This window comes from Clostridia bacterium, assembly GCA_016887505.1.
Lineage (GTDB): Bacteria > Bacillota > TC1 > TC1 > UBA5767 > UBA5767.
In genome coordinates this window covers 1,505,428-1,527,060 of record CP069393.1, presented here as the reverse complement: position 1 = coordinate 1,527,060, position 21,633 = coordinate 1,505,428, and the positions used below count along the sequence as shown (strand labels likewise).

At 36.1% G+C, this 21,633-nt stretch carries 13 protein-coding genes; all 13 read left to right on the top strand.

Annotation, left to right across the window (positions count from 1 at the left end):
* Positions 1-201 precede the first annotated feature (201 nt).
* The 13 genes from JR334_07295 (at position 202) to JR334_07235 (ending at position 21,484) form a co-directional block, all read left to right on the top strand.
* Positions 202-4,269: a pyruvate phosphate dikinase gene (locus JR334_07295; GenBank protein QRN84792.1), complete on the top strand. Its 4,068-nt coding sequence runs from the start codon at positions 202-204 to the stop codon at positions 4,267-4,269.
* Between the two features lie 47 nt (positions 4,270-4,316).
* Positions 4,317-5,573 (top strand): glyceraldehyde-3-phosphate dehydrogenase, encoded by a 1,257-nt coding sequence (locus tag JR334_07290; protein ID QRN84791.1) that lies wholly within the window; start codon positions 4,317-4,319, stop codon positions 5,571-5,573.
* Between the two features lie 568 nt (positions 5,574-6,141).
* On the top strand, positions 6,142-9,627 hold the full coding sequence (locus JR334_07285) for an S-layer homology domain-containing protein (GenBank protein QRN84790.1): 3,486 nt from the start codon (positions 6,142-6,144) through the stop codon (positions 9,625-9,627).
* Between the two features lie 466 nt (positions 9,628-10,093).
* The gene (locus JR334_07280; protein QRN84789.1) at positions 10,094-11,284 is read left to right on the top strand and encodes an ATP-grasp domain-containing protein; all 1,191 of its coding nucleotides are present in this window, start codon (positions 10,094-10,096) and stop codon (positions 11,282-11,284) included.
* A gap of 426 nt (positions 11,285-11,710) precedes the next feature.
* Positions 11,711-11,848, top strand: a complete 138-nt coding sequence (locus JR334_07275) for a hypothetical protein (protein ID QRN84788.1) — start codon at positions 11,711-11,713, stop codon at positions 11,846-11,848.
* A 178-nt stretch (positions 11,849-12,026) separates the two neighbouring features.
* Complete coding sequence (locus JR334_07270) at positions 12,027-13,061, top strand: dihydrodipicolinate reductase (GenBank protein QRN84787.1); 1,035 nt, start codon at positions 12,027-12,029, stop codon at positions 13,059-13,061.
* A 107-nt stretch (positions 13,062-13,168) separates the two neighbouring features.
* Positions 13,169-14,086, top strand: a complete 918-nt coding sequence (locus tag JR334_07265) for a hypothetical protein (protein ID QRN84786.1) — start codon at positions 13,169-13,171, stop codon at positions 14,084-14,086.
* A gap of 994 nt (positions 14,087-15,080) precedes the next feature.
* Complete coding sequence (locus tag JR334_07260) at positions 15,081-16,262, top strand: phosphodiester glycosidase family protein (protein QRN84785.1); 1,182 nt, start codon at positions 15,081-15,083, stop codon at positions 16,260-16,262.
* A gap of 585 nt (positions 16,263-16,847) precedes the next feature.
* Positions 16,848-17,537 (top strand): TVP38/TMEM64 family protein, encoded by a 690-nt coding sequence (locus tag JR334_07255; GenBank protein QRN84784.1) that lies wholly within the window; start codon positions 16,848-16,850, stop codon positions 17,535-17,537.
* Between the two features lie 169 nt (positions 17,538-17,706).
* Complete coding sequence (locus JR334_07250) at positions 17,707-18,624, top strand: sulfurtransferase (GenBank protein ID QRN86882.1); 918 nt, start codon at positions 17,707-17,709, stop codon at positions 18,622-18,624.
* A gap of 212 nt (positions 18,625-18,836) precedes the next feature.
* Positions 18,837-19,583 carry a TVP38/TMEM64 family protein gene (locus JR334_07245; GenBank protein QRN84783.1) on the top strand — a complete coding sequence of 249 codons (747 nt, stop codon included), beginning with the start codon at positions 18,837-18,839 and terminating at the stop codon, positions 19,581-19,583.
* Entirely contained in the window at positions 19,584-20,279 is a 696-nt protein-coding gene (locus tag JR334_07240; protein QRN84782.1) for a TVP38/TMEM64 family protein, read from the top strand.
* A gap of 86 nt (positions 20,280-20,365) precedes the next feature.
* Positions 20,366-21,484 (top strand): (Fe-S)-binding protein, encoded by a 1,119-nt coding sequence (locus JR334_07235; GenBank protein QRN84781.1) that lies wholly within the window; start codon positions 20,366-20,368, stop codon positions 21,482-21,484.
* Positions 21,485-21,633 lie beyond the last annotated feature (149 nt).

Here is a 21,633-nt window from a genome sequence, read left to right as displayed (position 1 = left end):
TGCGAAAAGTGCAGAATGTGATTATGGTGTATGAAATGGATTTTTCCCAAGGTGCACCTAGCTGTGATTATTTTTGTCGGCAGGCTTTACTGGCCTCACTATGTTGTAAACTTTGGCAATGAGTGCTTTTAAAATTAACATGTTATAATAGTATGATAATTACTATTGAAAAATGAAAGGATATAAATTCAGGGTGATTACATGGAAAAGATATTCGAATCTAAGGCTTTAGAAGCTAATCTAGTAGAAACCAGACATGAAGATATAGAGATACCCGAAAAGCATAATTGGTTTATCGGCCTTTCGGCAGAGAAGTGGGGTATAAATAAACGAACAGAAGAATTTATTTTGGAATACAATCATAATTTCGTTAACTATGACTATATTTTAGAAAATTTGCATAATATAAGTTTAACTGACCTGTGGTTTTACAACTCCATTGAGGAGTCGGAAGAAGCACTTATTTTTTTGATTGGAATTTTTGAAGACCTCTATGCAAAGAAAATGGGACCTAGCAGAGAAGAACAGTTGATGAAAATCATCTTTAAGTTCATTGATCAACTGCTTAAAGAAGGAAAATCACGTCCTGAAGTTATTAAAAGAGTAATAGCTTTAATAAAAAAAGGTATGGCTAGCAACCAAGATATTTTTATTCGGAATGCAGGCTTTTTTAAAAACTATTTATCGAGGGTCGCAGCGATTCCTGAATTTAACACCGAAATATGTTCAATGACGAAAGATATTTTGCTAAAAAGCACGGATTATTGGAAAAAAAGCACCAATGCTGAAGAGTGGTTCGATAGTAAAAGAAGTATTTTTCAATCTAAATATGCATCTACGGTAAGTGAAGTAATAGGTGCTAAATTCTTTGATGATTTAAAGCAACAGATAGAGAACTCCCAAAATTGGGAGGAAATTACCTCTAATTTATTCTTTAATGATATAGCCAATCATTTTAGACATTTTAGTGATGAATTTGAATTGTCTATAGAGAAAATACAGTACCTATTTTTCATTATGCATTTACCTGGGATGAATCAACTTAAAAATCACTTACTATATAGTATGAATAGATTATTAAAAGATTCTTTAATTGGCTTGGAAAATGATGAAAGATATGAATTTATTGATAAATTATTTAGCCTTTTTGTAGAATTAAATTCTCAATATTCCGGGACTGTTTTAGACTGTATATCCACACTGGGTAAAGAAATTGTAGATATTGATGATCTAAAACTGATTTCTTATTTTAATCGTAAATTGATATCCTTCGGTTTTATAAATCCTGGTAATTTAGAATTAACGATTGATTGGCAAATCAAGGTAAATACAAACCATGTGAAAAATATTAGGGTGTGGTTAGAATTAATTGAAAGAGCACCCAATAGCTTTAAAAAGCTATTAGCAGCCTTGTTGGTTAATGTGAGACTGGGCGGTATATTTATTTCGGATACAGATCTTTTTCAAAGAGATGTTACGAAACTGCTTAATTCGGAAATAGCTCCAGTTTATAATCAAATAAAGCAGTTGGCTCGATTCTTCCCCGTTTATTTCAGAGAAATAGGAGCAGAAGGAAAACTTAGAGAAGCGACGACGGCGATGGATGAATTAGCTAGAAGAGAGGACCGCCTTATCCATTTTGTGCGAAAACAGATTCATACAGAAAGCAATAATACTCATATTGATTTAATTCAAAGAGTGGGCACTTACTGGCTTACAGGAGATACACTTAGCTTAAGTGATATCCTGCCTCCAGACTTAAAGGGCACATTAGATACTAAAAATAAGTATTATACAACTGTGCATAAGCTTATGAAGGCTACTTGTAAGGAGTTTAAAACAGATTATTTAGGGCTCTTAACTTTACCCGAAACGGAAGTCGTAAATTTTATTAGTGGATATGCGAGTGATAACGATCGAGATAAAAAGAGATTAATCTATTTAATTCAAATCAATAATTTGCTAATTGAAAAATACACTTTGGAAACGATTGATATTGTGGGAGTTCTAGAAAAAAGCAATTTTTTTAGTGAAAAGGAAGTTACTATATTAAAAAACCATATGACGGAGCAAAATAATATTGACTCGCTAAATCAAGTCTATTTATTAATGGGTAAATTGAAAAACGTAATACTGGACCCTAAGAAGAGTCAAGCGTATGAAAATATTTATTATAAGCGTCATATCGCTATTGGAATACCATCGATGTATGGGAAATATAGTGAGCCTAAATTTGAGGCTTTAGGCTTAATGTATAGATTGGAAAAAGTCGCATCTAGTTTGATGAATAATATCTTAGGAGAAATTAAATTAGAGTATATTACAGCGAAAACGTTGAACAACATTTATGAAGCGCTTAATTTGTTTAAAATTGGTTTGGAATTAGATGGAATGGAAAATCAGAGTTTCAATTCAAATTTAGAGATGTTTAGGTATAGCTTGTCTTCACCTAGCTTTACTTTGGAACAGTATATAAATATTTTTCAATTCATGGCTCTAAATATTAAAGAGATTATAAATGAATATTTCATGAGATTCTATGATGCTGCTCTTGGAGAAGTGGTACCTCGTATTTTTGATAATTCCAAGGAAACCTTACTAAAAAAATCTGAAGGATTTTATAGAGAGATACTCTCTTCTGCCTTTTTAATTCAACAATTAGATAATTTTATCTCGGATTCTATCAATAAGTTGCACCGTGTTATTGATAACTACTCGCAAAAGTACATCAGAAATATGATGACCTATAATCCTGATTTAACGGTAAGCCCATTCAACAGAGCAACGCCTAGAATAGATAATAGAGTTTTCTTAGGTGCAAAAGCCTATTACCTGAAAAAGTTGACGTCTTATAATTTTCCTATTCCAGCAGGTTTTGTCCTGACGACGGAAGTATTCAGACATATGGAAACGGTTTTAGATCACCCCTATATGAGTTTAGAATTAGAGGAATTAATATACGAAAATATTCGGGAAATAGAGAGAATTACTAAGCAAAAATTTGGAGATAAGAGCAATCCCCTTTTATTGTCTGTCCGCTCTGGAACAGCTATTTCTTTACCGGGTGGTATGAGTACTTTTTTAAATGTGGGCATTAATGATGAAATTGCTACCAATCTGGCTAAGGATCCTGACAAAGCTTGGATGTCATGGGACTCATACCGGAGATTTATCCAAAGCTGGGGGATGTTTAATGGGATAGAGCGATCGTATTTTGATATTCAGATGAAAAATTTAAAGGAGAAATATGGCGTAGTTAAAAAAGCCGATTTTAATTCTTCGCAGATGAAGGAACTAGTGGACCAGTATAAAGTGGTATTGTTAGAGCATAAAGTATTTATAAATAATGATCCCTATAAGCAGTTGAAGCAAGCAATTAATATGGTTTTAGATTCTTGGAATACGCCAAGAGCGATATCCTATCGCAAGCATTTACAAATAGCAGATGAATGGGGAACAGCGGTAATTGTTCAGAAAATGGTGATGGGTAATAAATCAAAAAAATCTGGCTCAGGTGTAGTTTTTACGCATAACCCCAAATTGAGTAAACCAGGGATTAATCTCTACGGAGATTTTACCTTATGTAGCCAGGGAGAGGATATTGTGGCAGGTTTAGTACATACCTTACCCATATCTGAGAACCAAAGAAAAGAGGATTATCAGGATTCGGAGATATCTTTAAAATCAGCTTTTCCTAAAATCTACAAAAGGCTTAAAGAAATATCTTGGGATTTAATATATAACTATGGTTTTAGTAATCAAGAGATAGAGTTTACTTTTGAATCAGAGGAACCAGAAGATTTATATATTCTCCAAACAAGAGAGCAAATAATTAATGCGAAAGAAAGAATTTCCTATTTTAATGTTCCAGCTGAAGATATGAAACTGATTGGCCGAGGAATAGGTACAGATGGTGGCTGCTTGACTGGTAAGATTTGCTTTGACATGGAGGACCTTAACTTGTATAAAAAAGAATCTCCAGAGTATGACCTTATACTAGTTCGGCCAGATACTGTGCCTGACGATATACCCAAAATATTTATATGTGATGGTTTGGTAACTAGTCGAGGTGGTGTAACTTCTCATTCTGCAGTTACAGCAGGCAAACTAGGAAAAGTGTGTATTGTAAATTGCCGGGATTTAGTGATAGACGATATGAAAAAAGAATGTATAATTAATAAGATGAGTTTAAAATCTGGAGACATTATATCGATTGATGGTAAGTCCGGGAATATCTTTTGGGGTAGTTACCCTATAGACTATATGTAGGCTTTAAATGGCTAAAGACAATAATACATTTACAAGGAGAAATCACAATGAATAACTTTTTAAAATGCAAAAAGATCTTAGGGATAAATGGTGCTGGAAGAATAGGAAAATTAACTTTGTGGAATCATTTAAGCTTGCAGTATTTCGATGGTTTCGTGATTAATGTAGGTCGAAAAGCTGGTAGAAAAATGGAGGACATGATAGATTTTTTAACAAAAGATTCTACCTACGGATCAATCCACACGTTTCTCTATGGATATACTAATAAAAAATGTGAAATCAATATTGTCGATGCGTCAGAGGGACTCCTTGAGATTAATGGAATACAGATAAAGATACTAATGACTTCTAGAAATCCTAGAGATATTAATTGGGCTAAAGAAGGCGTGCAACTAGTAATCGATTGTACGGGTGCTTTTGTGGATCCCACAGTACCGGCGGATAGCCCTAAGGGCAGTGTCCGGGGACATATTGAGGCGGGAGCGGAAAAGGTTATTGTAAGTGCTCCTTTTAAAATTAAGGACGATTCACAAAAAATGCCTCAAGATAGTGGAATGTTTGTTTATGGTGTGAATCATAACAAGTATAATCCGGATGAACATCATATAATTTCTGCAGCCAGTTGTACAACTACGGGTTTAGCACATATGGTTAAACCGCTTTTAGAAACTAAAGAGACCTCAGAAATAATCACGGCTTCTATGTCTACTGTGCACGCTGCGACGAACAATCAAAATATTTTGGATGCTATTCCTGGAGAAGGACGCTCTGATTTAAGAAGAAATCGTTCAGTTTTTAATAATATAATACCGACTACTACAGGTGCAGCGATAGCATTGGAAGAAATATTGCCGCAAATTAAAGAAATCGGTTTTATGGCAGATTCTGTTCGGGTACCTACAAATACAGCTTCTTTAATAACTTTAAATTTAACATTTAATACGAAACTTGATGCGGAAACCAAAACCCCGGTCATTAATAGAAACTTTTTGAACGAAGTGTATAAGTCAGCAGCACGTGGTGCTCAAAAAGATATGTTGGTTTTTAGCGAGAAACAAAATGTATCGTCAGACATTGTAGGCTATAGAGCCGCAATCGTTATTGAAGGGGTGGAAACGCATACTCGGACAGGTTTTATTCCACTTAGGGCTGAAACATTAAGGGAATATGGAATAGAAGATGCACAGGATATTAATATTCCCGTAACTCACGCTAAAATATTTGGTTGGTATGATAATGAATTGGGAAGTTATGTTAATTTATTAAGCAAATTAGCAGTCTATATACATAAGAGTATGTCGTAAGGGTTCGTTAATGCATGGCTGCCTAAATGAAGTTACAATCTCTTATGGAGACATAAGGGCAACGTTTGCCGCTTGAGGAAAAAATACTTACGCGACGGTTTTTAAGGTTCAAGAAAGTAAATGCTATTGGCTATACCTAAAATAGACTCTGCGATAGCATATGAAAAACAATTCGGTAATGACTGATATGCCAAAAAGAGATGGAACAGCCCTACTAGGGTAGGCAAAGGAAGAGGACTGTTATGTTAGGGCCAGGTAGAATAGTACCAGTGCAATGAGTGGAAGAAGTTTAGGAATTTGTAGTAGACAATTAGAGAATATGTAAGAAATTAATAAATAACAGGGGAACCCCCTGTTATTTTTGTTTTTTGACTGAGTTGAATTAGTAATGACAGGACTCTAAAAATACAAAAAAGCACATGGTCTGACCGAGAGTAATCTATGTAGACCACTTTACAATCAAGATTTATTCACTTTTTATTAATATAAATCTACCATTATGAATAATTATGAATTATTATATATGATAGAAAGTTAAATAAATGTGATAAGACAGGAGCAAGAAGACATGGTTTTTGGAAACAGAAGGGTAAGCATTATCCTAATAATGCTTATGGTTTTTACGACAGTACCGGTATCATCTTATGCGGCAATAGACAGCGATGCAGGAAATGATAGGGCATGGTTTTCTGATATGCCAAGTGATTGGTCCACAGTAGCACTTAGCAATGCTGTTAGTAACGATTTGTTGTCTGGCTATAACGGGTTCATTATGCCCAATGACTATCTTACTAGAGCACAAATGGCAGCTATTATGAACAAAGCATTTGGTGCAACGGGGCTTGCTTCTTTAGACCAGTATCAAGATGTAGACATCAATGCCTGGTATTATGATGATATGCAAAAAGCAGTTTATCTAGACTTTTTTGCTGGTTGTGATAATGAACTGAATCCAGACAGCAACATTACACGCGAGGAAGTTTTTACGGTGCTTGCCAAAGCATTTAAATTGTCTGAAGGTTCAGAACAGGCCTTAGATGCTTTCATAGATAAAAATTCAGTCAGCCCGTGGGCAAAAGAAGCAACTTCTTCAGTTGTGGAAGCAGAATATGCTGTTGGATCAAATGGTAAGCTGAATCCAAAGCAATTCATTACAAGAGCTGAGTTTGCCCAGGTAATGGATAATATTTTGAAAAATTATATTAAGGAACCAGGTACATATACTGAGGATATTACTGGTAGCTTAATGATAAATGTACCCGATGTGATATTAAAGGATATTATGATTGAGGGGGATTTGATTATTGGAGATGGTGTTGGAGATGGAGAAGTAACACTGGATGGTGTTGTCGTTACCGGGAGAACCGTTATCCGTGGTGGTGGTGTGAATTCCATCAGAATCATTGGAAGTTCCCAAGTAAAAAATATAGTCATAGCGCGTGTTGATGGACGAACTAGGTTATATACTGAAGATGGGGTTGAAATTGGTGATGTCATTGTAGATGGTAGTGATGATGTTATCATTGAAGGTGATGTAGAATCGATAAACGTTATCGCACCGAACGTAACAGTGATAATTAAGAATTCAAAGGTTAAAAATATTTGTGTTCAAGCTGAAAAATCGAACGTTATCATTTACGAAAGAGCTAGTGTTGAAAGTATTACGGTAGAGGGAAATGGAGTAAAAATCAGCGGGGACGGCGATGTCAGTACTGTTATTGCGAATGCAAATAACTTATATGTAACGACACACGGCACACTCCTTGAAGCTGCTGAGGGTACGGAAGGTATTAAAGCAGGCAAAAAAACAGTTCCAGCAGGAACTTCTAAAACCGTTGATAGCGAAAATAAAAGGAGAACTAGTCAAGATACTTTCTCAACCGATGTAGCATATGTTCAGTCCATGAGAGCAAGAAGCTTTAGTGTCTTATATTCATCAATTGCAAGGCAACCAGAAGCAGGAATGGAGATACTTAGAGCTGCAAGAGAGCTCACTGGCGAAGCTTGGAATATGTCATCTGAGGAAGTACAGATGTACAGAGCATATAGCTTTGGCGCCTTGTACGAAGCAATAGCCAGACAGCCAGAAGCAAGTGATAGTTTAATAGCAGGTGCTATTAAACTAACAGGTGAGGCTGGTGATCTGTCATCAAAGAACGCGCAAGTATATAGAGTAAGAAGCTTCAGCGATTTATACTCAGCAATAAGTCGCCAGCCAGTAGCACGTGATGAGATAATTGATGCAGCCATAAAACTAACTGGAGGAGCTAGTAATAAGTCAGATGCCGAGGTACAGGCCGCTAGAGTATCAAGCTTCAGTACCTTGTATATGGCGATAGCCCGTTATCCAGTATATAGTGATATGCTAGAAGCAATAGCCTTAGAATTAACAGGAACAGCTAAGGAAATGGTAGGTGCAGAAGTGAATGCAGGGGTACAGGCCGCTAGAGCATCAAGCTTCAGTACCTTGTATCAAGCAATAGGCAGCAATCCTGCAACAACTGGTATTCTAAAAGAATTAGCCGTAAGACTAACTGGTCCTGTTGGAGATATGTCATCGAAAGAGGCACAGGCTGCTAGAGCATCAAGTTTCAGTACCTTGTACACCTCAATTGCCGATGCATATCCAGAGTCAAGTGATGAGCTAATTGATACAGCTATCGCCTTAACTGGTCCTGTTGGAGACATGTCATCGAAAGAGGCACAGATTGCTAGAGTTTCTGGTTTCAGTGCTTTGTATGAAGCAATAGCCAACAAACCCGATGCAAGTGAAATGCTAAAAAATGTAGCCTTGGAACTAACTGGAGATGCAAGTCATATGTCTGATGCAGGGGTGCAGGCAGCTAGAGCATCAAGCTTCAGTACCTTGTACACTTCAATAGCCGCTATGTATCCGGATACAAGTGATGAACTAATTAATACAGCCATCGAGCTGACTGGTGTAGTTGGCGATATGTCATCGAAAGAGGCGCAGATTGCTAGAGTTTCAAGTTTCGGTGCTTTATATGAAGCGATAGCCTATAGACCTGCCGCAAGTGAGATGCTAATAGCTGCAGCCACTCAATTAACAGGAGAAGCCGGTGATATGTCATCGAAAGAGGTACAAGCTGCTAGAGCATCCAGTTTTAGTGCCTTGTATGGAGCAATAATCACGAATCCAGATGCAAGTGATGCACTAATCGCTGCAGCGATAGCGCTAACAGGCGAAGCTGGCGATATGTCATCAAAAGAGGTGCAAGCTGCCAGAGCAGAAAGTTTTAGCGCCTTGTATTACGCGATAGGCGAAAATCCATCAGCAAGTGATAAGCTAATAGGAGCAGCCATAGCGTTAACCGGTGAATATGGCGATATGTCATCGAAAGAGGTACAGGCTGCTAGAGCTTTAAGCTTTGGTGAATTGTATATGGCAATAGCTAAGCAGCCAGATGAAAACAATAGGTTAGTAGACACAGCCATAGCGCTAACTGGTGAATATGGTGATATGTCTTCTATTGAGGTGCAGGTTGCTAGAGTAACTGGTTTGAGTGATCTGTATTCAGCAATATGCAGAGAACCCAGGGCAAACCTAAAGCTAGAAACGGCAGCTTTAACGCTAACAGGAGAAGCTGGTGATATGTCAGATCCAAAGGTACAAGCTGCCAGAGCATTGAGTTTTAGCTCCGTGTATGAGGGAATTGCTAGACAACCAGAAGCAATAGACAAGATAGTAGGAGCAGCCCTCAAGCTAACTGGTGAAGAAGGGGATATGTTATTGCCCGCTGTATTTTCAAGCAATAAAGTAATCTCAGAATTCAGCTTGCATCAGTTAGACCCTTCGGTAATTGGCACAATAGATGAAGACAATAAGACGATTGAATTAATCGTACCTCTTGGGACAAAACTGACTTGGCTTTGTGCAGAGTTTACCAACTCAGAAGGATCGACAGTAACTGTAAATGGCCGAACACAGTCGAAATGGTCACGAAATGATTTTACAGACCCCGTAGAATATACAGTCAGTGCTGAAGATAGATCTACGGTGACTTACACGGTATCGGTATTATTTGAAGAGTAACCTTAAGGTTCCATTGGGACAAAAGTATTGGCCACTGTATTTGGAGTGTGGTGGAAGAGTGATATACGATTTTGATACTAAATCTAAACCCTAATAGTGATACATAAAAGCTTTTGATTTCAAAGGCTTTTATGTATTTTAGGCATAAAATTCAGGTATATATAGATAAATGCACGCAGCTTCTCTGAATGGTATGAATATGTTTATGCATCCCATGCATGTGGATATAGTGTGTTGGGGGGAGAGAGCTAGCTAGAAGCATTACGATGTTGTAAGTACCTTAATTGTAGGAATATCTGGCCGGGTGATGTATTTATGATACAACGATTGAGCTCTCGAATTTGAATTTTTTGAAAGGACAAAACAAAAGCAAAAGATTTCGTGGTATTAACTACAGGGATAGAACTCCTGTGGATGGATTGTACAAGATGGACTTTTTCATAAGTTCATAAAGGAGAACACGATAATGATTATTATTGATAAACCTTATATTTCAGAAGATTTAAAAAACTATTTGGACCTTTGCCAAATACCTGTTTTGAAAAGTCAGATTTCAATTAGGGAAAATGAGGAACATTCCTTTAATTTAATTAGTGATACGGATTTTATTAAAATATTTGATAAAAACTCACGGCTTTATACTCTTTCTGAGAATTCCCTCGATTGGGTTAAAAAGAACATAGACGATAAGTCTTTACTAAACAGTATTAATATCATGAAAGACAAGTTTGCATTTCGAGAAAAAATTAGTTCTCTTTACCCAAGTTTTTATTTTAAAAAAGTTTGCATTGATGACTTAGAAAAATTAGAGATTGACAAGAGTAAATTTCCTCTTATCTTAAAGCCAGTCGTAGGCTTCTTTAGCGCTGGAGTGTATGCTCTTAGTGATGAGCTAGACTTTAAAACTGCTATTGAGGATATTAAAGAATCGTATGGAAAATGGAAAAGTATATTCCCAACAACGGTTGTAGGAGAACATGAATTCATTTTAGAACAATATATAACCGGTGATGAATATGCTATTGATGCGTATTTTGATGAAAATGGTCAAGCTGTGGTTTTAAATATTATGGTACACGAGTTTTTGTCACAGTCGGATGTTAGTGACACCTTGTATTACACAAGCAAAGAAATACTAGAAAAATATGTCGTAGTGTTCGAAGACTACTTAAATAGTATTAATGCAGTATTGGGTGTGAAAAATTTTCCTTTTCATGCAGAAGTTAGAGTAAATGAAAAAAATGAAATTGCCCCAATTGAGTTTAACCCGCTAAGATTTGCAGGCTGGAGTACTACGGATATTACCAATTTTGCCTTTGGTTTTTTCACCTATGATTATTATTTCAACAATAAACGTCCTGATTGGAAAGAACTTTTAAAGGGCAAAGACGACAAGAAATATACGCTTATTCTTCTTAATAAACCTTCTTCTTACTCTATTGGAGATATATTTGATTTTGAAATGCTTAAAAAAGACTTTATAAAAATCCTTTGTCTTAGAGAACTTGATTATACAAAAACCGAAAATCCTTTTGGCTTCCTATTTACAGAAACACCTTATTGTAATTTAGCAGAACTTACAAAAATTACTACTTCCGATTTAAGTGAATATATAACAAAACAAGATAGCTTATACACCGAGCAGCCAGAAAAATAAAAGATGGCAAAAGTAATGTGATGAGAACTAAATAGTTGCAATAGGGGATGCCTTGTTTTGCGTATAGGGTAAATTAATACAAGGCTATTTTTTTGGAAATCCGTAAGTCATAATAGTAAGGGTAAGCCTTTGGTTGAATGCGTTGAAAATTGCTGTCTTTTGGCAAGAATTTACTTGGAAAAACAAGGCAATGATTTGGCAATTCTACAAAGTGATTTAAACATTGGTGGATTAGAACTGCTTCAGCTCATCTCCACCAATGAAACCCACGACCATACTAGAGAAATCTAGTATGGTTTTTGTTAGCTCTAGTTGATTGGTTTTTCGTATCTTCTCCGCAATACATGACCATAGACATGCCGTTATTAAAGTAGCGAAAGTAACAAAGAATTTCTAGAAATATGCGAGAGATAACAAAGAAGTTACGTGATAAACAAAGTGGATGGAAATACTAGACTGCCTGAAGACCATCTGATTCTGCCTAAGCTGAAAGCGATCAAAATAAAGCAACATAGAATCGTACCGGATGACTATAGACGCAAGTCGGTCACCGTAAGCTTGTAAATATTACATAAGCATCGTATAGGTAACGCCTTTGATTGTATGATCAAGCAAAATACGTCAGAGCAAGTGATTTATCTTTTTTAATTGACAAGGTGTATAACTGATAGTAAAATAAAACTGTAAAATGTAATGCAAACGTTTGTAATGGAATATAAAAAATTACAAAGGAGATTTTATAATGCCTAAAATTAAAGCAGTAAGCTACGGAATAGGGAACATTGGAAAAGATATTGCAAAGTTTATGACCGAAAAAGGGGTAATAATCACCGATGCAATTGATGTTAAAAATGTCGGGAAGGACCTGGGAGATGTAATAGGAGCAGGCCGTAAATTGAATGTAATAATATCCGACGATGCTGATAAAGTTCTTGCAGAAACAGGAGCAGATATCGCATTGGTGGCAGTAGCCACATCACTGGAAACAATATTTCCTCACGTTAAAAAATGTCTTGAGGCAGGCTTAAATGTAATTACCACCTCAGAAGAAGCTTCATATGCATGGACTTCTTCACCCGTATTAGCAGCAAAACTGGATAGAATTGCAAAAGAAAACGGAGTGACATTTACAGGCTCCGGAATGCAGGATGTATTCTGGGCAAATATGATTACAAATTTGACAGGTGCATCACATAGGATAGATTCTATTGAGGGTCAGGTTAGTATTAACACAGATGAATTTCCGACGTTTGTAGCAGACTATTATGTTGTTGGAAGAAAAGCAGATGATATCAGAGAAATGATAGAAAAAGGCGAAAAGCTTCCGATAGGAGACGAAGTAGTTTGTTTGAGAATGGATTTGGAAAACCAAATTTCAGCTCTTGGACTGACAACAAAAAGTATAAAAGAAATTGTGGAACCAATAATTCTTGATCATGATATTGAGTCCAAAGTAATGAAAGGTACAATACCGGCAGGTGATGTTATCGGATTGGATAACACCATAGAAATTGAAACAGAAGAGGGGATACTTTTTAAAGCTACGCAGATTGCTAAAGTATATGAACCTGGTGAAATAGATACTAATGAATGGTGGATTAAAGGTGAACCTAACATTCATGTTAGAAACGATAATCCTCCAACATTACTGGGAACGAGTTCACAGATTGTAAATAGAATACCCGATGTAATTAATGCTGAACCAGGATATGTAACCATCGACCAGCTTCCAAAATTGACTTGTAAAATAAGATCAATGGAACATTATCTTAAATAGTATTTAAACAAATGATATACTCCCCTTCTAGTAGATAGTTAAAGAATTAGCTGTTTACCGTGAGGGGAGTTTTTTATGAGTCCTATAGCCTAAAATAAATGGAGGTTATGACAATGGATGCTATTGTAGAGTGGCTTCATGAAGGTGATGTAAGTATCCAATATTTGACGAGAAAGTACTTATTGGGTGAGAAAGAAGAAGCCCTTATTCGTTTGAGGAAAAGAATAACAACAGAAGGTTGGGGTAAATCATTTTTGGATGCGCGGAATTCTACTGGCCATTGGGGAAAAGACTTTTATCAGCTCAGGTGGACTTGTTCTCATTATACTTTACTGGATTTGAGATACCTAGAAATTGAATCTGTCGAACCGATAATGGATACACTAGGACTTATTCTCAGCCATTGCAAATCTCCAGATGGTAGTATAAGTGAATCACAGACAATTAGGTCTGGTGATATCTGTGTTAATGGAATGTTTCTTAACTATGCTTCTTTTTTTAGAGTACCTGAAGATGATCTCAAGTCAGTCATTGACTATTTGTTGGATAATGTGATGCCTGACGGTGGTTTCAATTGTAGAAAAAAAGCGAGTCATAGTTCCATGCATACTACAATCTCAGTTCTTGAAGGTTTTTGTGAATATATTAAAGCGGGATACCAATATAGGGCTTATGAATTAGAAAAGGTTAAGAAAAATGCTGAGGAGTTTTTACTAGTACACAGACTATATAAATCTGATAAGACGGGAGAAATCATAGACAAAAGATGGATGATGCTTTCCTTTCCTTCGAGATGGAGATATGACATACTAAGAGCCTTATTGTATTTTGTGGATGCAGGTTCAACGTATGATTCTCGTATGGATGAGGCCATCGAGTTACTTATTTCGAAAAAAAGAAAAAATGGAATATGGCCTGTGCAGGCAAAACATCCGGGATTGGTGCATTTTGATATGGAGAAGACTGGCTCCCCTAGCAGATTCAATACCCTTCGTGCACTAAGGGTTCTTAAAAAGTTTGGATAAAGAATCCCATTGGTAGATTATATAGCAATCATTATGTGAGACGGTATTGATAAATTGGTTTCTTGTGCAAACTTACGCCATGTTTAAAAAAAATAGCCCTAATAATCAAAAATAGGGTGATACAGATGGCTAGATGCAATCCACTAAGTTATAGAAATACAGCATAAGTGATGGAAAAATTTGGGCTTACAAGTAGGCATACAATTGTAATGGGTTAGTACATTGGGATGGGTCAATAATAAATAAACGATTGAGAAGCATTTTCATAAGAAAATGATAGTTGCAGAATGGATGAGTTATAGCTTAAGATAAAAAATGAATGGTGTTTTCTTACAAAGCAGTTGTCTTACTGGTCCTACAAAAGATTTCTACTTCAGTGTAAAAAGTTCCCATAACGCTGCAAAGAAGGTCTTTGAAAAGGCATTAAATTTTTTTTGAACGTAATCCAAGGGCAACTAATGTTGATAAGAATTCTGCACACTCTTTTACACTTCCTAAGGTAGTCAAGAAAGCCAAGCGCCTTAGCAGGTATTGAAGTAATGTAAATACTGAATAAAATGGGCAATATAGATAAGCCTGTATCTTTGATTAAATAGATGAAGGCGTTTATTACCTTCTATAACCAAAAGGGATTTTACATATAATCGAACAGGGTTGTCCACATCTTAAAAGTTTTATAACAGGCTGAACGTGCTAGCGATGTCCTGTTCGTGATGAAGATTATTAATAGTTTATGGAAGCAAGTTGAAAAGCGTTTAAAGCACGATTACAATTATTTGAAGAAGGTCACACAGCTTCAGCTGGTGTGGCCTTTCTTTATAGTTTTATAGGCGTTGACACATAAAAAATCCGCTTTCAAATCAGCTGCACAACAATAAAAATTAGTCGTAAATAAGGTCTAGAGATAATGCTTTAATTATTATTATTTGTGGTATAATGAGGTCTTCAAAAAAAGCTGTATTAAGGCTTATGGAGAAAAAAGGTGATAAACAATATGAATAATTCTAAGAGATTCAAAATAATTAAAAGAATCCTAGTACTCCTTATGACACTAATAATACTGTACAGTGTTGCTGTTTTTTCCAATATAGCTTTTATCGCTAAGTGGCGAACGATTTATATAGAAACAGCGATGAGTACTATGGATCATCAGTGGTTAGCTACAAATTTTATTCCAGAAAGTGTAATTGAGAAGGTGCTACTTGAACGCAGTGGCCAAGAAAACTTTCAAAATGGATTAGAGAGTGACTGGACTATATTTCCTTTTTCTAAAAACGATTTATATGAGCCCTGGGACAAAGCAGAAAAGAATTTTTACAAAATTTATAGTGAAATTGATGAGCAAAGTTTCGAAGAGTATATTGAAGCAAATGCAGACGAAGTTCTTAATGAGAATCGTTTCTTAGTAATCGATAAGACCAGTCTTCAGGAAAAAGATATAAACATAAAAACCATTCATGGTGACCAGGTTTTAGCCATTGATACTGAAAATGCCTTGTCCATTATTAAAATAGAAGGTGATGGTTATGTGGGCAGGTTAGCTATCATAAAAGATCCCTCTAGGGTAGGTGTTGGATTAAGTGAAAGTTTTGGCGAAAAAGGGGCAATTATTGCAGATATTGCTCAATATAATCAAGCTATCTTAGCTGTTAATGCTAGTGGCTTTTACGACCCTTCTGGCCATGGTAATGGAGGGATGGTTTTTGGATTGGTGGTTAGTGAGGGCAAGACTTTAAATGATGCACTGAATGGCACAAATAAGAAAGTAGGGTTTGACTCTCAAAACAAACTAAAAATTGGCGGAGAAGAATCATCCTTTTCTTTTCGCGATGCAGTAGAATTTAAGCCGGCTCTCATTATTAATGGGGAAGTTCTCGTTACGGGATCTGCTGGATGGGGAATCCAGCCTAGAACGGCTATAGGTCAGACCCCGAATGGCGAAGTGTTACTACTAATAATCGATGGACGTATGCCGGGCTATTCTGTTGGCTGTACTGTGGGAGAACTTGCCCAGATTATGGAACGGTATGGGGCCGTTCAGGCTTGTAACTTAGATGGTGGTTCATCTAGTATATTGTATTATAATGGGCAGGAAATAAGTAAACCTTCCGCTGCAAACAAAATAAATGGTCGAAATATTCCTAACGGATTCGTATTATATAGTAGAGAAAATTAAAAACTACCTGGTAGAGTAATGCGTAATCTCATAAGATAGTAATATTCGAATAGATATTCAGAATGCATATTACTTCCCAAAAGTGTATCTGTGAGTTATTAGACCGGTCTAAATTCTAGTATTGATACAAAGGAAACCCCTGAAAATACCATCATAAGATACGGTCTTTTCTGGGGCTTCTTTATTTTGGGAGAGACAAGATGAAAAAGTAGTCGAATGTGCAGGACGAGATTGTAAAGGATACAGAAGAATGTAGGTGGCAAGAAAATTCGGCCATTTGCAATGAAGTGCGCAAAAAGGATTAAGCAAAAGGAACATGACGATGTCTCAGCCTAATTCCAATATACCCTTCGTGAAAATGCCAAATCCAATAGGAATGGGTTTGGCATTTGGAATTTAAATGAATTAGCCATAGATAAAACTGATGAAGTTCTTTGAACTATCAGTTTTATTTATTTTACATGTAAAAACAGGGATGATATCCTCTAATATGATGATTGGCCCGATAGCTGTTTGTGTGAAAATATCATATGAATTTATATGGTATTCAAGCCTCAATAGAATTAAAAGAAAGTGTTGCGACGGATGAAAAATAAATTGAATAAGCCGTTATTTAAAATACTCATCCTGGGAATGATTGTTGTTTTCATGGTGTTTATATTTAACAGGTTAAATTTAAATAATTACGGTCCTAATGAGATAAAGGATTTTATTTTAAGTAAAGGAAAGTTGGGGCCAATAGTCTATCTAGTTTTGCTAACCTTGCTTCCGCTCATACTATTTCCGGATTCAGTTCTTGTGATAGGCGGTGGGATGGTATATGGCTTAGCGGGTGGTATTATTCTTACATCCATAGGGTCGTTGCTAGGTGGTATTGTAGCGTTTTTAATCGCTAGAAAATTAGGCCAGGATGTTGTTAAAAAGCTGATCAAAAAGGACCTGGTTTTGTTTAGTAAAGACAATGGATTAGGTGGTTTACTGCTGATTTTGGTGCTTAGGCTAGTTCCCCTATTTCCCTTCAAAGTTGTTAGCTATAGTGCAGGTTTATCGGATATTAGACTGAGGGATTTTTCAATAGCAACTGTAATTGGTTCCTTGCCTGGAATCTTTGTATACACAAATCTAGGAGATAAAACGAACGATGTAGGTTCTAAAGGTTTTTATCAAGCACTTATTATGTTGGTTGTATTATTTATAGCATCCTTGATATTTAAAAAATTGATTAACAGGAAGAATGCTAAAATAAAAAGCGAAGCATACCATGAAGAAGCATAGAAAGGTATAATTCTATAAAGAAAATCAGATGATTTATTTTGAGATATATAAGTTGTCATAGCTGAAAGGAGCTGGTATATGAGGAATATAATAAAGGAAACCAAGGCGTAAAGAATATTGATAATTTAGTTTAGATATGATTATGAAAAGTGACGAGGAGATGCATAAAATGAATACAAAAAAAATAATGTCCCTAGTTTTAGTTTTGGTTATTACATTATCTATGGTGGCTTGTTCAAATGGGTCCGCTGAAGTTAAGGAAACTGCATTTGAAGGCGAGTATATGATCGATGGCAATACAGCCAAAGAGCAATTTGAAGCTGGTAATGCAATATTAGTTGATGCTAGGGGTGAAGATGCGGCCAAAGGCGGCACAGTTGAAGGTGCAATTGCAACCACTTGGCAATATTTATCGAATGTAGAAAATGTTGAATTAGGGGACTATGATTGGGGTTTAATTCTTCAACCAGAAGAACTAGCTACAAGACTTGGTAACCTAGGCTTATCCAAAGATAAAGAAATAATTTTATTTGCAGAAGGACCAAAAGGTTGGGGCGAAGATGCAAGAATCTTATGGACCTTACGAGCAGCAGGCTATGATCAATTGAAAATGGTAGATGGTGGTTTAAACGCACTTCTCGCTGCAGGATTAAGTGAATCAAAAGATGTTACCAAACTAGACCCAGTAGAAGTAAAAATTGATGCTTTAGATTATGAATATGTCGTTAATACCAACGAACTCGAAGCAGCAATAGACGATTACGTAATCATCGACGTTCGTGAAGACAAAGAATATGAGGGTGGCGTTTATTATGGAGAAGCACAAGGTGGACATTTACCAGGTGCGATTCAAATCAAATTTACAGATTTATTTGATGAAGACGGCTATTTAAAATCAAACGATGATATTAATTCTATGTTTGCAGATGCAGGTGTTACGAAAGACGACCAAATCGTTGCATATTGCACAGCCGGAATTAGATCTGCCTATATGCAGTTAGTTTTGGAAATGTTAGGTTATGACAATGCACAGAACTATGATGGCTCTTACTATACCTGGTGTGCTCATAACGACGTAGAAATGTAAAGAATTGATCTCAGACTAATATTGTAGTAATAAAATCCATAGTGTACTGACCGGCTGTTCAACGATATCGAAAAATAACTGGGAGGTAACACTATGGATATTTAAAATATACGAGTGGAAATATCAACAATGTAGTAGATTGCGCTACCAAATAGAGCAGGTAGATATTAAAAATACCTCAGTAGGACCAGGGGTTAGTTTCTATTTAGTTTATGGAATACATGTCGATTTTGTCGGCAATGTTTACACAAAAAGGCGAAGGTATTCAATTGGAGAAGAAACAAAGTATCATAAGTAAAAAAAATATGTATTTGATAATTCTGCTAGTACTAATCATTCTATATATGGTATCGGATGTTTTTAAGTCTTTTAGCAGCCAAATTATGATGCTCTTTACCTCAAATGGTTCCGCGTTCACCATAGGATATTTAAATTCCTTTGGCTTTATGCGACCGATCGTTGCAATAGCCTTAATGATCGTTCAAGCTTTGATATTTCCTTTTAAGTACGAAACGATGATTTTTGCAAACACGACAGTATTTGGAGAAATGCTAGGTGCTAGTGTAAGCATCATAGGAAGAATCATAGGGGCATACATTTGCTATGATATTGGAAAAGCGTTATGGCCAAGTACAATAACATCAAGCATTTGTAAGATCAATAGAAGAAAATTAAAAATGAATAATTTCACGCAAAGTAATTTGGTGAATGTGTTGATAAGGCTGCTACCAATAAACTTTGATTTGATGAGTTATTTCGGCGGAATCATGCGTATAAATTTTAAAAAGTACATGATAAACTCAATCATTTGGATTACAGGAACTACAGTCTTGTATGCCATAAAAAATGGTTATTTTAGTCATGCCTACGAGATATCCGCGATCTATATAAGACTAATTTTATCTTTTATAGTTTTAATAGTCATTGTGAAAAGATATAAAAAGGATAGGAAGGTATAAATGAAAAAAATTAAAAAAGCCACACTACTAAAACTTTTGCTTCTAGCTGTCGCCATACTGTTATTCATCTTTTTTAAACCCCTAAATACTGGATTGATGAATATGCTTATGGCTTTTAAAAATGTAGAATCGGTAAAACTGTACATTAAATCCTATGGTGCATGGGCCGTTGCTATTTCTTTTGCGATGATGATAGTACAGTCAGTCGCTGCACCAATACCTGCATTTTTTATAACCTTTGCCAATGCTGCAATTTGGGGATGGTGGCAGGGTGCCATACTTTCGTGGAGTAGTGCTATGGCAGGTGCTGCTTTGTGTTTTGGTATTTCTAGGTTTTATGGTAGAGGGGTTGCGGAAAAATTTGCCAGTAAAATGGCTCTCGATGAAGTAGAGATCTTTTTTGAAAAATATGGAAAGAATACAATTTTTGTCGCCAGACTATTGCCATTTGTACCTTTTGATCCCATAAGCTATGCTGCTGGTTTGACACCCATGACTTTTGGGGGATTTTTTTTAGCGACAGGTTTGGGACAATTACCGGCAACCATTGTATATTCGTATGCAGCAGCCAAATCTTCTAATCCATCTACTTTTGTAAGTGGCCTGTTGATTTTATTTGGAGTTAGTGCCTTAGGCTTTACGGCAAGAAAGATTTGGATGGATAGGAATAAGAATCTGAAAGATAAAAAAGCATAGGAGGGTTGTTTTATATGGATGCAACTCTTCTCTTTAACTATTGCTAGGGTAGGATGCTGTGCTAGATTGCGAGAAATGATTGGGAGATGAAAAACATGAAATTGTCAGATAAAAGTATGAATTTGATAATTCAAGAAGAAGAAAAATGCATAGGCTGTAAAAAATGCATGGAAGGCTGTCCCATGCTAGATACATTTTCTGATTCTCCCAAGACTCTGTTGGGACAGCTTAAATCTACAGGGACATTCAGCCCGTCATTACCCTATTCGTGTATGTTATGCGGGTATTGTACGGAAGTTTGCCCAACATCGGTGGATTTAAAGAGTTTATTTTTAGAACTGCGTAGAAATACAGTAGATAACTATGATGGTAAGCTCCCTAAAGAATTCAATCTTAGAGGTGTAGAACTGCATCAAAAACTCAGTTTCTCTAGTCTATTCACGGACGACATCCGAAATTTACAATCTGACACAATATTATTTCCAGGGTGTGCCCTTTTATCACATAGTCCTGAAACGGTACAGAACACCTATAATTATCTTAGAGAGAAAATAGATGGTATTGGTATATATACAAAATGTTGTGGAAAACCGACTAGCTATATGGGGAAAAAAGAAGAATTTGATTCCTATTATGGGATTCTTGCGAAAGAATTTCAAACCAAAGGCATAAAAAGAATTATTACATGTTGTCCCAATTGCTATATTACGATTAAAAATAATAGCCCAGGTATTGAGGTTATTTCCCTATGGGAAGTTATAGCAGACTTGGGAATACCAGAAGACAAGGTGGGTAGGTTTAGAAATTTAGACAAAGAGTTTACGATTCATGATCCTTGCCCCATCAGAAAAGAAGAAAATATGCATTATTCTGTTAGAAAAATAATGGAAGATCTAGGGCTTACAGTAGAGGAAATGCAGCATAGCAAGGGAAAAACACTTTGTTGTGGAGCCGGTGGTATGGTTTCAATAACCCATGACGAAATTGCCAAAGCCCATACCAATAGAAGAGCACAAGAAGCGAATACAGAGTATATTATTACCTATTGCCAAGAATGTGTAGAATCCATGAAGAAGGGTGGAAAGACTTCCTACCATATATTGGATTTATTGTTTAATGATAATTATGATAACATGAAAAAAACAAATCAAACATTACTGCTTCGATGGGTGAATAGGTTTAAGGGAAAAAGTATAGGAAAGTAATTACAACGCATTGTTTGTAGAGATGAGAACGTATAAGGGAAAATAGTTACACTAGGCAGTGGCAAGAAATGTAGAAGAAAGACGGCTAGGAGTATACAGCATAACTAGCATAAGAATGGCTATTCACTTAAATAAGATGGTGGATAGCC

Coding starts and splice junctions, on each gene's coding strand:
- JR334_07295 (QRN84792.1), top strand. CDS start 202: ATGGAAAAGATATTCGAATCTAAGGCTTTAGAAGCTAATCTAGTAGAA.
- JR334_07290 (QRN84791.1), top strand. CDS start 4,317: ATGAATAACTTTTTAAAATGCAAAAAGATCTTAGGGATAAATGGTGCT.
- JR334_07285 (QRN84790.1), top strand. CDS start 6,142: ATGGTTTTTGGAAACAGAAGGGTAAGCATTATCCTAATAATGCTTATG.
- JR334_07280 (QRN84789.1), top strand. CDS start 10,094: ATGATTATTATTGATAAACCTTATATTTCAGAAGATTTAAAAAACTAT.
- JR334_07270 (QRN84787.1), top strand. CDS start 12,027: ATGCCTAAAATTAAAGCAGTAAGCTACGGAATAGGGAACATTGGAAAA.
- JR334_07265 (QRN84786.1), top strand. CDS start 13,169: ATGACAATGGATGCTATTGTAGAGTGGCTTCATGAAGGTGATGTAAGT.
- JR334_07260 (QRN84785.1), top strand. CDS start 15,081: ATGAATAATTCTAAGAGATTCAAAATAATTAAAAGAATCCTAGTACTC.
- JR334_07255 (QRN84784.1), top strand. CDS start 16,848: ATGAAAAATAAATTGAATAAGCCGTTATTTAAAATACTCATCCTGGGA.
- JR334_07250 (QRN86882.1), top strand. CDS start 17,707: ATGAATACAAAAAAAATAATGTCCCTAGTTTTAGTTTTGGTTATTACA.
- JR334_07245 (QRN84783.1), top strand. CDS start 18,837: ATGGAATACATGTCGATTTTGTCGGCAATGTTTACACAAAAAGGCGAA.
- JR334_07240 (QRN84782.1), top strand. CDS start 19,584: ATGAAAAAAATTAAAAAAGCCACACTACTAAAACTTTTGCTTCTAGCT.
- JR334_07235 (QRN84781.1), top strand. CDS start 20,366: ATGAAAAACATGAAATTGTCAGATAAAAGTATGAATTTGATAATTCAA.